Genomic DNA, 13,820 nt, shown 5'->3' with positions numbered 1-13,820 from the left:
CCGTGAGCGCCGCCGAGGGAACGCCGCGGCGGCCGTTGGGCGGGTGGGCCACGGCCGCAACGGTGCTGGTCCTGATCGTCCTCCTGCGGGAGACAGTGGTCGTGGTGGCCAACTGGCGGGCCTATGAACTCATCCACGCCTACGTCAACGGAACGGCGTCGGTGGCGGATCTCGAGGCCGCCGACAACGACGCCCTCACGGCGGTGTCGTCGTCGACGCTGCTGATGGCGGTGCTCTGGATTGCGACGGGCGGGACGTTCCTGGTCTGGCTGTGGCGGGCGCGAATCAACGCCGAGTCGCTGGGCGGCCGCGACATGCAGCGCCGCACCCGGATCTGGGTCGTCGGCTCGTGGATCGCCCCCGTGGTGAACCTCTGGTACCCCTACCAGATCGTGTCGGACATCTGGCAGGCCAGCGCACCCCGCCGCCCCGCCGCCGGCACACTGGTCAAGGCCTGGTGGGCGTGCTTCGTCCTGGCCGGCCTGGTCAAGCCGATCCAGTGGCGCCTCGCCTCGCAGGACTGGCACAGCGAAGGCGACGCCCTCTCCAATGCGAACGTGTCCCTCCTGCTCACGGTGCTGATCGTGGCGGCCGGCGTGCTGATCATCCTCATCATCAAGCGGATCACTGCCTGGCAGAGCCAGACACCGCCGACCGCCGGCGACGGCCGGTGACCACCACATCCGTGCCGCCGCTCGCGCCGAACCCGCTGGCGGCGGACCTGCACACGCGCGCCGCGGAGACGGCCGGCGTGGCTCCCGCGGCAGGCCGCCGCCCGACACCCTGACACCCGGTCGGTCCGGACGGGCCCCGGCCTTCGGCAACCCGGCCACCGGGCGTCGTCGGCCGGGCACCGGGCCGTCGAACCGTACCCCGTGGTCCGAGCCGGAGCCTGGCGCCGGCCACCGCGGAACTCGCCCACGAACACGCCAGCCTGCATGCTCTCCTGCGCGCCGCCACCTTGCTCGGCACGCCCCGGCCGGAGCGGCCCGTACGGTCAGTGGTGCGGGTGGCCGGGCCCCGCCCGGCACTGCCTCACCGGCGGCCCCGTCCCTGTCGACCTGCACACCACGGTCGACACCTACGTCACCGGAGACACCGGCGACGTCCCGACCGGGGTGCCGCGTATCGCCCGCGCCCACCAGGGCACCAGCCGCCGGCGACCACCATCGACCAAGATGCTGGCCGGCTGCAGGCACGCCCAGGACGTCGGAGCGCCGAGACCGGACGCTGCGCCGCGCCGGACGGCAACGGCAACGGCATCGGCAATGTCAACGGCAGCGGCAGCGGCAGCGGCGACGGCGACGCGCGGCTCGGCCGAGGCCCGGGCGCGGCGGGCGGGTACGGTCATCGCGCTCGACTCCGTGGATGTCGGCTGCCAGCCCGTGTCTTCGGTCGCTCAGCTCGGAGAGCGCCCACGGCACGGACGGCGACTTCGCGACCGCCGCGGGCCGGGCGAAGCGCCTCGAAGGCCGGAGCACCCGCCTGATCGCGCTCCCTCGGAGCGCCGACACGGCGGGCGTCAGGCGCGCGAACGACCAAGGGGAGCCGGGCGAGTGACATTCACCTGCTCCTGGCCGCCCGGGCAGGAAGTACGGATACAGATCACTCAATCCACTTCAGGAAATCGGTCAGGAGAACACCATGAGCGCGTTGTATCGAACCGGCCTGCGGGCAGCGGCAGTCGCCGGCATCACGGCCTGCCTCGCGATGGCGATGACGACCGCTGCCACCGCCGGCGCGTCCCACGCCCCGCAGGGACGCGGAAGCGCAGCCGAACCCAAGCTGGTCATCAACTGCAACGGAACGGAAGGCTCGGAAGGGCTCATTCACGGGCAGGAATGTCGCCCGGAGCTCTACGGCGAGCTGCCCGCGTTCACCTTGATCGACCGCGCCGACAACGACTTCCGCTACGAGTGCGCCAGCGGATTCGCCGAGGGGGAGATGATCACGGGCTACGGCTGCGAGTAGGCGGCCGCCGCCACGGCCTGGCTCCCGTGCGGCGTTGACGTCGGCTCGTCGTACTGGGCACTGTCCGCCAACTCCGGCTCGGTGTCCGGCCGTTCTACTTTCATGGCTGACGGTTGAACCCGGGCGCCCTACTTGACGGAGGCGGCAGCCATACCGACGTCACCACCGACGACTTCGAGGCTGAGCCGCCCACCGCTCCGGGGTGGGCCTGCACCCCGGCGGGCAGCCCGCCAACGGCCCCGGATCGACCCGCGAATTCCCACCGCGGCGCCGATCCGGGGCCCTTTTGCCGTCCGGGAACGGTGGGCAGTGTGGGCGGGCCGTGACCGACCGGCCGTTGCTCGTCCCGCTGGTGATGTTCCGCTCCCGCAGCGCGTCCTGGGACCGGCGCCGTCCGCGTCGGCCGACAGGCGCCTGCCGTTGTCGTCGGTGGGCTGCGACGGTACCCGCGTGCATGTGCCGCAGACGGGAATGCCCGGCCTGTGCGGGGAGTTGACGAGAAGACAGGGCAGTGCCGGTGGAACGGGGAAGGCGGTGGCACCGATGGTGCGTGCGGTGTGGAACGGTGCGGTGCTGGCCGAGTCCCAGGACACGGTGGTGGTGGAGGGCAACCACTACTTCCCGCCGGAGGCGCTGAACCGGGAGTTCTTCGTTCCCAGCGACACCACGACGGTCTGCCCCTGGAAGGGCACCGCCCGCTACTGGACGGTCTCGGTGGACGGCGCCGAGAACCCGGACGCCGCCTGGTACTACCCGGAGCCGAAGCCGGAGGCCGAGCACGTCCGCGACCGGGTCGCCTTCTGGCGCGGGGTGGACGTCTCCACGGCCGAGTAGCGGCGCCGCGGGCCGAGGCCGGCCGGCCGTTCGGTGTTCCGGGCGAGAGTTGTGGCCCCGGCGTGCTCGCCCGGGCTGCTGCTGCGCTCCGGCCGAGCAGCCGCCGACGTCAGCGCGGGGGAGTGGAATTCCCGCTGCGCGTGGCGGCTGCCCCGCGTTGTGCCCGTATGGCGTCGGCGGCCGATCGACTCTCGCCAGTCCGGCGGCCCGGAACGCGTCCCGCCCGCCGCCCGCCGTCCGCCGGCATCGACCTGGGCTTCGACGTCGTCCCGGCCTGGTGGTCGCTGCGAAGGCTGCTCGCCGAAGGGGCTCACCGTGGACGCCCAGGGTTCGGATTCCGTGCCGATCCCGCTGTTTCGGCCTGCCCGGGGCGGGTTCCTGTCGGCGGTCGGTTATTCGGTGTCCGGCCGGGGGGCTGTGAGGCCGGCGGTCAGGAAGGCGACGACGGTGGGCAGTTGGGGGAACGGCGGGACGGCGGTGGAGGCTGCGCCGGTGGTGAGTGGGCGGCCGTAGGTCTCCAGGAGGGTGGTGAAGGCGAGCCGCCAGCGGTCGGTGATCTCGTGGACGGTCAGCTCGGGCATGGCCCGGCCGAGGACGACTTCGAACGGGGCGGTGCCCGCCCAGGGGGAGTTGGTGAGCGGCCGGTCGGCGGCCAGCATGGTCTGGGCGAGCAGGCGGCAGAGCATCTGGCCGCGTTCGGTGCGCACCAGTTCGTCGAACGGTTCGGCGACGGCCGTGACCAGTGTCCGTACCTGGTGGGGGCCGGTGGCGGCGGTGTGGCGGGTGGCCGCTTCCAGCCGGCTGTGCCAGAGCGGCAGCAGCTCGCGCCCGAGGAGCGCCGCGATCAGGCCGTCCCGGGAGCCGAAGTGGTAGTGCACCGCGCCGGGGTTGAGTCCGGCCTCCGCGTTGATCGCCCGCACCGAGACCTGGCCGACCCCGCGTTGGAGGAAGAGCCGCTCGGCGGCGGCCAGCAGCCGGTCCCGGGTGGAGGCGGGGTCGGGGCTCTGGGTCGGGTTCTGGGCTGTTCCGTCCGGCATGCCGCCATTGCATCACAGACGCTCGGGTTACTATCCAATCAGTGATTGAAAGTCGATTGGCCACTGCTCGGAACGAGCGCCCGGCCAGTCCCGTGCGCCCCGAGCGCACAGTGATCGAGAGGCTCGCACCATGGGTATCTACGCCGTCACCGGCTCCGCTTCGGGAATGGGCGCCGCCAGCGCCGCCGTCCTCAAGGAGAACGGGCACACCGTCATCGGCGTCGACCTCCACGACGCCGACATCACCGCCGACCTCGGCACCGCAGAGGGCCGCCGGTCCGCCGTCCAGGGCATCCTGGACGCCTCCGGCGGCCTCCTGGACGGTGTGGCCGCGGTGGCCGGCGTCGGTCCCGCGATGAAGGACGCCGGCGCGGTTGCCTCCATCAACTACTTCGGCCCCGTCGCCCTGCTGGAGGGGTTGCGTCCGGCCCTCGCCCGTTCCTCGGCGGGCCGCGCGGTCGTGATCGGCTCCAACTCCTCGACCACCGTCCCGATGATCGACGAGAAGCTGGTCGACCTGCTCCTCGCGGACGACGAAGCCGCGGCCCGCGAGCACGCCCGCACGGCCCAGGCGGCGCTCCCCGCCGGGCTGGCGCAGACGGCGCCGAGCATCTCCGCCTACGCGAGCTCCAAGTTCGCGCTGGCCCGCTGGGTCCGCCGGACGGCGGTCACGCCGGCGTGGGCCCGCGAAGGGGTGCTGCTCAACGTCATCGCCCCGGGCGCGGTGATCACCCCGCTGATGCTCGGCTCCACCGGCGCGGGCGAGGAACCGGACGCCGACGCCTTCCCCACCCCGATGCCCCTGGGCGTCTTCGGCCGCCCCGAGGACATCGCCTTCTGGGTGCACCAGTTCCTGCGCCCGGAGGCCCGCTTCACCACCGGAGCCACCCTGTTCGTCGACGGCGGCACCGACGCCGCGATGCGCCCGGACGCCCAGCCCACCGCGCTGACCCTCTGAGCGCTGACCCTCTGAGCGTCGGCCCGGCCTGCGGACCCGGGGCCGGATGCCGTCCCGCCGGCCGCACGGCCCGGGTGCCGCTCCCTGCCGCGACCATGGGCCTCGGCGGGGGAGCGGGCCGCTCCGCCGGGTCCGGTGGGCCGGGGTGTATGTGCCCTGGGGATGCCTCCGGTCGTCTCCTCGGCCGGATCGAGTTCTTCGCTTCTCCGCCGACGGGGTCCCGGGGCGTCCCCGCCGGCGGCTGTCTCGTCGCAGTGCGGCTTGTGCGCCCTGCCCGCCTGCCCGCCTGCCCGCCGGTGTAGCCGCCCGGCTCGGACGGGACGGGACGCGGACCGGGTGGTGCGGCTGTTCCTCGCCGAGCCCTGCGCGGACGCCTCCGCCGGGTGCCCTGCCGGACTGCCAGGACGCATATTCCGACCGAGCCTCTACAAGCTCCCGAAGGCCACGGCCCCGCCATTGCGCACCGAGCCGTCGGCCGCCGAGGCCCTCCTGTGTCGGCCTTGTGCAGGGCGGGTGCTTCCTATTCGGGGCGGCCGTCGGCGAGCCACTGTGCGAGGCCGCGCAGTCCGACCGCCCACCGTCCGAGGTCGGTGACGTCGGCGTGTCCGGTGATGACGGTGAGCAGCTCGGCCACCGCCTCGTCCGGCCGCTGGGCGTCGTTGAGGGTCAGGGCGCGGAAGGCGCGTACGGAGTCCGAGTCGGGGAACTCCTTGCGGGCGCGGTCGAGCACCGCCAGCGACTCGTCCAGCTCGCCCAGCCACCGCAGAGTGCTGGCGTACTGGCACAAGCACCGGCGCAGGACGTCGCCGTCGAGACCCACGGCGAGCGCCCGCTCGTAGTAGCTGCGGGCGGTCTCCTCCTGGCCCGCGGTGTCGTAGGCGCCACCCACCTCGTATATGAGGACCGGGTGACCAGGGTGTTCGGCGAGCAGTGCCTGGAAGTAGGCGATCGTCGGCGCCATGTTCGCCCGGTCCCGCTGGTCGTAGCCGCGCTGGATCGCTTCGGCCAGTTCGGGCGTCACGTCGGTCGTCACTGCTGCGCCTCCATGGGTACGGGTCAGAAGATCGGCTCACCATAGTGCAGCCTCGTCCGCAGGCGTCTGCCCGTGAGCCGTCCCGGCGTTGGCGGGTTCGACCGTGCGCTGCGATGCGCTGTGGTGCACGTCGGTTCGTGCGTCGGCGGTCAGGTTCGGTGTGTCTCGGCAGGTGCGGCCGCAGGCATGGTGGGCCCGGCGGCCGGGTCGGCCGCCGGGCCGGTGGTGTGGTGGTGGGTGTGGCTGTGCGGTCCGCTCGCTGCCTCGCCTGATCGTCGGTGGTCTGGTTGGGAGGAGCCGGCAGCGGTGGCTGCCCCAGGGGTGGGGTCGCGTGGTCGAGTTGCGGCCTGCGCCCGGGTGGTTGTGTGTCGGAGCTCCGGTTGAACAAGTCGTCTTGTTCTTCTTGTTCTTCCGGGGGTTCGGGTTGCGGGCGGGTGTCTGTGCGGCGGCGTGTCTGCCGGGTCGCGGGGTGTCGCGGCAGCCGGGGTCAGTCGGCGGCGGTCCAGCTGTGGGCGACGTCGATGACGAGTCGGTTGTCGAGTTGGAAGACGTCGAACGGCAGGCGTGCGCGGACGCCGAGGCCGAACTGGGTCTCGCCTTCCATGCTGCCGGCGAAGCGGGTGTCCTTGAAGGTGCGGTAGCCGGTGAGGTCGACGCCCGGCAGTAGGTCGCCCGACCGGGCCGGGTAGACCTTCTGCCAGGTGGCGGGGTCGTAGGTGCTCGCGCCGACGACGATCTCCAGGACGGCGCCGCCGTTCACCGTGATCGGTGTGCCGGAGCCGGCCTGGTAGATGGTGTTGCCGTTCATGTAGTGGATCCGGTAGGCGAGCGGGTTCTCCGGCGAGGTGCCCGGGACGTCGATCACCAGGCGGTCGAAGCATTCGTGGGCGCCGGTGCGGATGTTCGTCAGTGCCTGTGGCTGGTACGGGGCGGTTCGGTCCTGCCGGTCGAGGCTGCCCCACACGGTCGAGCAGTCGGTGCTGGTGGCGGCCGAGGCCGTCGGGACCGTGGTCGCCGCCGCCCCCGCGGCGAGTATTACGGCAGCCAGCGCGGTGGTCCACTGTCGTCGCATGTCGTTCCCCCTTCCGTGCCGGCCCCGGTGGCCGGCCCGCAACAATTCACGCGTCGGCGCGCGGAAAGGTATCGGGCATACCGAGGTTGATCCTTGTCCGTGTGGCCGGTCGGCTCGGCCCCGGCACCGGATTCGCTCGTGCCGCGTCCTCCCCGCCGTCGTCCAGGCGGAAGTGCGTGGCCGCCGCGAGCGTGCCGCCGGCCCTGCCCGTGACGCCTTCCGCGAGGGGAGTGCCGCTCTGGCGGCGGGCGATTCGGTCGTGAGGACCCGTACGGCCCGTCACGGCGATTGCGGCGGACGAGGCCGGGGGAGCCTGTGCGGCTGTTGCGTCGTCGAGGGGGCCCGGCCGGGACCGCGTCGGCGGGGTGGGCCTGTGACGGCTGGTGTGCCGGTGGTCGTTGTGCGGGTGGCTGCCTCGTCGGTCGGGTGTGGGGCGTCGTGGCCGGGTGTGCTTCTCCTGGGTGGGTGTCACATGTCCGGCAGGTCAGGGGTGTTCGGGCGGCGGCGGGCAGGCGGTTGTCGGTTTCCCTACGTGGTTGTGTTCGTGCGGTGGGGAGGGCTGCGGGCCCCGGGTGGTGGGGTTCCACGTGAGGACGAGGCCTCTGCCGGTGGGGGGTGTGGGGTGGTGGGTGTCTTGTTCGGCGGGTTGGTCGAGTTGCTGCTGGTGCCGGTGCTGTTCGTCGCGCAGCGCTTCGGCTCGCCGGGCGGGCGGTAGGTGGCTGAGCCGGTCCAGGACGAGCCGGAGGTCCGTGATCCGGGTGTCCGGCATCGTGCGGAAGGTTGCCGGAGCCGGGGGCCGAACAAGACGGTCGTCCGCACGGCGGTGCGGGAGCGGCGGGTGGTGCGTTCGTCGGCCCTTGACGGCCTCGGTCTTCTGTCCCGGGGCGCGGGCGCGAAGCAGGCGTCTCGGCTTTCGGCGGGGGCGGCGGGCTGGTCTGCTTGCCGGGAATTCGGATCGCCGTCAACGGGGTTGATGGGGGATGAACCGTTATTGGAGGGGTTATGCGAGCGATTCAGGTGTACGAGGTGGGCGGTCCCGAGGTGCTGCGGGAGGCCGAGGTGGACCAGCCGCGGCCGGGTCCGGGCGAGGCGGTCGTGGAGGTCGCCGCGTCGGGGGTCAACTACCTCGACGTCTACTACCGCGAAGGCCGGTACAGCCTCCCGCTGCCCTTCACCCCGGGCTCCGAGGGAGCCGGCACGGTCGTCGAGGTCGGGCCCGGCGTCGTCGACGTCGCGGTCGGGGACCGGGTCGGTTGGGTGGAGATTCCTGGCTCGTACGCCGAGCGGGCCGTCGTGGACTCCTCCCGGCTGGTGCCGCTGCCCGACGACATCGGCTTCGAGACAGCCGCGGCCGTGCTCCTCCAGGGCATGACCGCGCACTATCTCGTCAAGGACGCCTACCCGGTTCAGCGGGGCGACACGGTGCTCGTGCATGCGGCTGCTGGTGGCATGGGGCTGCTTCTGACCCAGCTCATCACCCATCTCGGCGGCAGGGTGATCGGCACGACGTCGACCGCGGCGAAGGCCGAGCTGGCGAAGCGTGCCGGGGCCGCCGAGGTGATCCTTTCCTCCGCGGTCGAGGATCTCGCGGCCGAGGTGAGGCGGCTCAACGGCGGTCAGGGACTGCCGGTCGTCTTCGACGGCGTCGGCGCGCACACCTTCGACATGAGCCTCGCCAGCCTGCGAACCCGCGGCCATCTCGTGCTCTTCGGCGCGGCGAGTGGTGCCGTGCCGCCGTTCGATCCGATTCGGCTCGCCCACGGCGGTTCGCTGACCCTGATCCGGCCCAGCCTCGGGGACTTCGTCGTCGATCGGTCCGAACTGCTCCGGCGGGCCGCCGATGTGTTCGAGTGGGTGCGCTCCAAGGCGCTCGAGGTCACCGTAACGGGCCGCTACGCACTGTCCGAGGCCGCCCGGGCCCACAGCGATCTGGAGGCTCGGCGTACCACCGGCAAGCTGCTCGTCGTACCCGGCGCGGCCGCTGTTGGGCGCGGTGAGGAGACGCAGAGCTGATCGCGGGTGACGAGGTCGGGGATCTTGGAGACGGAGATGTCGAGGGCATGGCCGACCGTCATCGCCAAGATCCCCGACATCGTCGGGCACTCGGCAGGCCGAGATCACGTTCTGGCGGGCTTCTGGCGTATCCGGGTCGCCCCTTGACCGCCGCCAGTTCGCAGAGACTGAAGGTTCTTCAGCGCGAACCCGCACGTCCGTTGCTCCGATGTCAGGGGGTGGACCCGTGGGTTCGTGGTGAAGTCGCGGGGGCCTTTCCCAACGGCTGTTCCAGGAGGGGGCGAGCGGAGTTCGCGTTGCGGTCCGGCCGTGCAGGGCTGGAGCGGCGACCGAGTTCCTGCTGATGCGCCCGGTCCCCAACGCGGTCTGCTTGTTGATCAGCAGGTGCGGGTTGGCGGTGTCGGGCCAGCAGCGACGGCGGAACTCCGGCCATTTCCTGGCGAGTTGAAGCGTGAGGTCGTCCAGTCGACGGGTGCGACCGTCGATGGTCGGGCGCCGCGGTCGACCCGCTTCGCGGGGGTGTGGTTGGCGTCTGAGCTGTCGGTGTCTTCAGGTCGTCACTGGACTACGGAGGCCGCGTTGTCGCTCTGGGCCTGGTAGAGGGTCACAGTCGAGGCGACGGCATCGATTTCGATCGGTCCGGTGATCCTCAGCCAGACCAGTTCGGGCAGGTCGTCGGAGCGGTCGAGTCGGTCGACGGCGTCGGCGGGCCAGGGCGACGGCATTTTTGGCAGGTGGATCAGCGAGATCCCGTCAGTGAGGGCGGGGACCGGTCCGGGTTCCCACGGGCGGACCGAGTGGAGACCGGACAGCGAGATCACTACGTCGGGTTGCTGCGGTCCCTCGCGCAGCCACACATCCAACGTGTTCCCCTTGGGGTCCTTGCCTGACTCGTTCGACGAGATGCGCTCGATGGAGTAGCCGATGCAGGATTCCAGCCTCTGTGCCGCATTCGTGCATCGGTTCTTGAAGGCGTCGGATGCCGCATGTTCGTTGGCCACGGCAAGAGACTACGGCGAGTGGAACGGTCTGTCGGAACACTTTTCAGATACCTGGCCGATGAAGTCACCGCCCTCTGGCGGGCCAGCCCGAACCTTGCGGTGCCGATGCGGGTGGCACTGCGTCGAGGGGGGATTGCGGTGCACACAGCTTTTACGCGCTGGGGCGTGCGGATCAGTGTTCGGACAGCGGCGGTAGGACGTCGATCAGGGCCCGGGTGCCCTCGGGTCGGCCGCGGGAATCGCGGGCGGTGGCCCGGAGCGCGTCGTGGACCGCGGTGAACAGGTCGCTCGTGTGGGGCGCGGCCGGGCCGGTGGAGTTCTCCGGCGGCGCCGGGTGGTTGATGGGCTGCCAATTGTTGGTGAGAAGTGGGAACGGTTCCGGCGCCGGGAATGGTGGTGACGTCGGCTTGGGGCGTCCGTATCCTTCGCCGGGTGGGTGTGATCGAGATGGTTCCGGGGCAGGTCGAGTTCGTCGTTCAGGGGGCAGGGGCGTCGGCGGCCTCTGTCCGGTTGTTCGACCGGTCTCGGGCGGAGTCCGAGGTCGCCTTTGCTGTGGAGGCCGTCGACGACGGTGTGCGGGCAGGGCTCGAGGTCGTGGTCGTGACTGTCTGGGACGGCATGAGCGAGTTCTTCGACGGTCTCGCGCGTGACTTCCGTGGTTGGGAGGGCGAGCGGGTCTGGGTCAACAATCACCTGGTCGTGACGGCGACGTTCGGCTCGGGTGGTCATGTGTATCTGGGCTGGACCCTGCGCTCCGGGTTCTTCCCCGGCGCCTGGCGCTGCACCGTGACGACCGTGATCGAGGCCGGTGAGGGGATGACGGCGCTAGCCGCAGACCTGCGGGAGTTCCTGCGGGAGGAGTAGGCCGCCGACGGCCGGCCCGGCTGGGCACGTGTTCAGCTGCCGCTTGCTGTTCCTGCCGGGTGGGGGTGGTGGTGAGTGGGTGGGGGCCGGTGCCGGTCTCGGTGGTGGTGCCGTTGAAGGTGGGTCGGCCTGCGCCCTCGGTGGGGGCCCGGCGGCCGGGTCGGGCGCGGGGCTGCCACTATCATGTCGGCAACGACACGCCGAGGTCGTGGATCAACAACCGCCACCTGCTCGCCAGTCAACCGGGCGGGCGCGGCACCGACCTTGACGACCTCTTCGCCTGCAGCAGGTCGTTCAACCATTACCGGATGTGCAAGGACGACCCCGGCATGAGCCCGAACATGTACACCTATCAGGAGCAGGTCGGGAAGTCCGCCGAGCTCGGCCAGGCAGTGAAATGCGCGGTGACACCCCATTACCGCGACGAGCGGACGGTCCCGTACAAGGCGGCGATCGGTGCGCGGGGCGTGTACGCGGGCGGAAGGCCGGGCGACACCGTCGCACCGGTGGACGTCTGCAACAGTCTTCGGAGTACGAGGGACCGGTGCTTCTCCGACCTCGGAGGCGTCACCGACAGCAGAACGGGCCTGCCTGTGACGGTGGGGAGCACGCCGTGACCGATCGATCGGAGGCCGTGGAAGTGGCGGAGCGAGGACAGGATCGGCTCCCGGCCGTGCTGAGGCGGTTGTCGGACCGGCGGGACGACGTGGCCGAGGACGCCCGGGGCATTGCGAGAGCCGAGGCCGAGCTGGGGGTGCGCCTGCCTCGCGACTACGCGGAGTTCATCGGTGAGTTCGGCGGCGGTGAGATCGACGAATTCGCCGCGGTCGTCATCCCGTACGCCCCGGACCTGCCGGGCCTGCCGAGTTCGGTGGTGAGTTGTACGGAGACGGTGCGAGAGGCCCTGTCCGCCGCTCGAGGAACGATTTCCCGGTTCCGCGCCGAGCAGCTGATCTGCTGGGGATCGGACTCCGACTACGACTACCTCTGGTACACGGCGGACGCCGACCTGGACAACTGGCCGGTCGTGCTGATGGCGAATCCCGCGGAGATGGTCGAACTCGATTGCGGCATGGCCGAGTTCCTGATGCGTGCGCTCACCGGACAACTGCCGGAGCCGTTCACTCATCGATGGTTCGGGGACCCGGCCACGTTCCTGCACTGGCGTGAGGCCAGGCGGCGCGCCGGGGTCGGCCAGCCCGAGTGGGATGTGTGGTGCTCCGGCTGAACTTCTCCGTTCCCGCTGGTCAACGGGTTGGGAGTGGAGGGCGTGGCCGGGCGGTGGGTTTGATCGGGGGGTGTCGTCGTTCGTCGGGAAGGTCGTCGATCACGGCGCGCGTGCTGTGGGCGGGACGCTGGAGGCCGTCGGTCTGGACGGCTGGGGTCATGCGGTCGAGAAGTGGGGCGACGGGGTCGCGGACGATCTCGGGGCGGCGGTCGGCGAGCGCAACCTCGGTGAGTCCGACGGCCCGAAGGAGTTGGTGCACGGCGACGTCAGGACGCTCGGTGAGACGGTCGGGCACCTGCGGAAGTTCGCGGCGGCGTTCGAGACCACGGGCGAGGGTCTGGGCCGGATGGATTCCGAGCACTGGCAGGGGCAGGCGGCCGATGCGTTCCGCCGCCGGTTCGGTGACTGTCCGATGCAGTGGCTGGTCACCGGCAAGGCGTGCGCGGACGCGGCGCTGAACGCGCTGGCGTCGACCGTGGAGTGGGCGCAGGGCCAGGCGCAGCGGGAGGTCGAGGTGTTCCGGGAGTCCCGGCAGGCCAGCAAGGACGCGTGGGCGCGGTACAAGGGGCAGGTCGAGGCGTACAACCGGGACGTCCACGTGTACAACGAGGCGGTGGGGCGCGGGCAGAGCCCGACGGGGCCGGCCCGGCCGGGCGAGTTCTCCGATCCGGGGGCGGACGGGCGGGACGCCGGCCGTGCGGAGCGGCTCGCGCTGCTCGCCGGGCAGGGGTGGCGGGCCCGGTGGGCCTTCCCGTGAACGGCCGACCCCGTGTATCTGATCGCCCGGGGCAATGGTCCGACCTGCGCGGGTCACCAGGTGGCGGCTGTCGGCTGGGAGATCGGGGTGTTCGACCCGGCCACCGGCCGTCCTTCCGGTGCCTCTCCGCTTTGTTTGACGGACCGCTCCGCCGTCGCCCTGGCCACCGGCCACGACGGCATCGCCTACACCCTGCGGGCGGGGTGTACGGGCAGCGGATTCGCGGTGCCAGGGTCACGCCGACGTGTCGGCGGAAGGCGGCGCTGCCCGGAACGGGGGTGTCCGCCGTTGTGTCGGCCCTTGCTGCTGGGCGAGTTCAGGCCTCCGGGCGGGCGGCTCCCTCGGGCCGCACCACCGGGGCGGGGGTACCGACTGTGTTGGCGTGACTCCGCTGCGGTCCGGCGGCGGGGCCCGGCGGCGGCCGTGCCGACCCGTACCCGTACCCGTGCCCGGCCTCGCCGGGTGGCTGTCCCGTTCCGGTGTCGTTGCCTCGGGCGCGCTGGTGAAGTCTGTGAACGGGCCGTCGGTCAAGGTGATGGTCGTCGGCGCGGGTTTGGCGGTGGCCGGGTCGGACGTGGCGCCGGACGGCTATGACCTCGGCAGGGTGGTTGTGGTGGGCGACACGGCGTTCAACTCGCTGCCTGCCGTCCGCGATCGGGCCTGCTGCGGGCGTGGTGGACCGGGCGGTCCGGCCGCACGGCGCCCCCTCGGGGCCGTTGGCGGAGCGGTGGGTGATCTTCGGGGTGAGGCCGGACGGTCCGTGCGTGTAGGTCCTGTGCGCGGCGGTCGGTCAGGAATGTCGGGTGTGTACGGGGTCGGGCGGGTGCTGTGGCGTGTATGTGACTGGTGCCCGGTTTCCGGGCCGCGGCGGCTCCGGCTTCCGGGTTTTTGGGTGGCCTGGGCCGCCGTCGTGGGTCCGTCGCAGCCGACCGGCGGCTTCCGGGCGGTGGGTCGATTGGGTCGTGGTCGTGGTCGTGGTCGCGGCGGCCAGGAGTGTTGCGCGGGCCAACTCCCGTACGGTCGTGGGGTGTTCCGGGTTGCCGTCGTTGGCT

At 71.6% G+C, this 13,820-nt stretch carries 13 protein-coding genes; 9 read left to right on the top strand and 4 right to left on the bottom strand.

The genetic code is table 11. From position 1 onward, the window contains the following. Positions 1 to 2: 2 nt before the first annotated feature. The 3 genes from ACIQF6_RS17115 (at position 3) to ACIQF6_RS17105 (ending at position 2,805) form a co-directional block, all read left to right on the top strand. A complete protein-coding gene (locus ACIQF6_RS17115) occupies positions 3 to 674 on the top strand; it encodes a DUF4328 domain-containing protein (protein WP_400895441.1) in 672 nt (223 codons plus the stop codon). Between the two features lie 970 nt (positions 675 to 1,644). Then, positions 1,645 to 1,971 carry a hypothetical protein gene (locus ACIQF6_RS17110; protein WP_400895438.1) on the top strand — a complete coding sequence of 109 codons (327 nt, stop codon included), beginning with the start codon at positions 1,645 to 1,647 and terminating at the stop codon, positions 1,969 to 1,971. 543 nt (positions 1,972 to 2,514) lie between these two features. Further along, a complete protein-coding gene (locus tag ACIQF6_RS17105; protein WP_400895435.1) occupies positions 2,515 to 2,805 on the top strand; it encodes a DUF427 domain-containing protein in 291 nt (96 codons plus the stop codon). 392 nt (positions 2,806 to 3,197) lie between these two features. Here ACIQF6_RS17105 and ACIQF6_RS17100 read toward each other — a convergent pair whose 3' ends face one another. Further along, the gene (locus ACIQF6_RS17100) at positions 3,198 to 3,842 is read right to left on the bottom strand and encodes a TetR/AcrR family transcriptional regulator (protein ID WP_400895432.1); all 645 of its coding nucleotides are present in this window, start codon (positions 3,840 to 3,842) and stop codon (positions 3,198 to 3,200) included. A 130-nt stretch (positions 3,843 to 3,972) separates the two neighbouring features. On the opposite strand from ACIQF6_RS17100, the gene ACIQF6_RS17095 reads away from it, so the two are divergent. After that, positions 3,973 to 4,800, top strand: a complete 828-nt coding sequence (locus ACIQF6_RS17095; protein ID WP_400895430.1) for an SDR family oxidoreductase — start codon at positions 3,973 to 3,975, stop codon at positions 4,798 to 4,800. A 520-nt stretch (positions 4,801 to 5,320) separates the two neighbouring features. On the opposite strand, the gene ACIQF6_RS17090 is transcribed toward ACIQF6_RS17095, so the two are convergent. Together ACIQF6_RS17090 and ACIQF6_RS17085 are read right to left on the bottom strand one after the other, a co-directional pair. Then, positions 5,321 to 5,833, bottom strand: a complete 513-nt coding sequence (locus ACIQF6_RS17090) for a tetratricopeptide repeat protein (protein WP_400895427.1) — start codon at positions 5,831 to 5,833, stop codon at positions 5,321 to 5,323. 487 nt (positions 5,834 to 6,320) lie between these two features. Further along, entirely contained in the window at positions 6,321 to 6,905 is a 585-nt protein-coding gene (locus ACIQF6_RS17085; protein WP_400895424.1) for a hypothetical protein, read from the bottom strand. A gap of 1,002 nt (positions 6,906 to 7,907) precedes the next feature. Here ACIQF6_RS17085 and ACIQF6_RS17080 point away from each other — a divergent pair. Further along, entirely contained in the window at positions 7,908 to 8,918 is a 1,011-nt protein-coding gene (locus ACIQF6_RS17080; RefSeq protein WP_400895422.1) for a quinone oxidoreductase family protein, read from the top strand. A 557-nt stretch (positions 8,919 to 9,475) separates the two neighbouring features. On the opposite strand, the gene ACIQF6_RS17075 is transcribed toward ACIQF6_RS17080, so the two are convergent. Beyond that, a complete protein-coding gene (locus ACIQF6_RS17075) occupies positions 9,476 to 9,919 on the bottom strand; it encodes a hypothetical protein (protein WP_400895419.1) in 444 nt (147 codons plus the stop codon). Positions 9,920 to 10,351: 432 nt separating this feature from the next. Between ACIQF6_RS17075 and ACIQF6_RS17070 the strand changes: the two genes are divergently transcribed. The 4 genes from ACIQF6_RS17070 to ACIQF6_RS17055 all read left to right on the top strand — a co-directional run bounded on the left by ACIQF6_RS17070 (position 10,352) and on the right by ACIQF6_RS17055 (position 12,768). Further along, on the top strand, positions 10,352 to 10,783 hold the full coding sequence (locus ACIQF6_RS17070; RefSeq protein WP_400895417.1) for a DUF6228 family protein: 432 nt from the start codon (positions 10,352 to 10,354) through the stop codon (positions 10,781 to 10,783). Positions 10,784 to 10,872: 89 nt separating this feature from the next. Continuing rightward, the gene (locus ACIQF6_RS17065; protein ID WP_400895415.1) at positions 10,873 to 11,400 is read left to right on the top strand and encodes a hypothetical protein; all 528 of its coding nucleotides are present in this window, start codon (positions 10,873 to 10,875) and stop codon (positions 11,398 to 11,400) included. Continuing rightward, positions 11,397 to 12,011 carry an SMI1/KNR4 family protein gene (locus ACIQF6_RS17060; RefSeq protein ID WP_400895413.1) on the top strand — a complete coding sequence of 205 codons (615 nt, stop codon included), beginning with the start codon at positions 11,397 to 11,399 and terminating at the stop codon, positions 12,009 to 12,011. The genes ACIQF6_RS17065 and ACIQF6_RS17060 overlap by 4 nt, the downstream gene beginning before the upstream one ends. Positions 12,012 to 12,081: 70 nt before the next feature. Beyond that, complete coding sequence (locus ACIQF6_RS17055) at positions 12,082 to 12,768, top strand: putative T7SS-secreted protein (protein WP_400895411.1); 687 nt, start codon at positions 12,082 to 12,084, stop codon at positions 12,766 to 12,768. Positions 12,769 to 13,820: the final 1,052 nt, after the last annotated feature.

Source organism: Kitasatospora sp. NPDC092948, assembly GCF_044754805.1.
Taxonomy (GTDB): Bacteria; Actinomycetota; Actinomycetes; order Streptomycetales; family Streptomycetaceae; genus Kitasatospora.
This window is presented reverse-complemented; position numbering and strand designations above follow the sequence as displayed.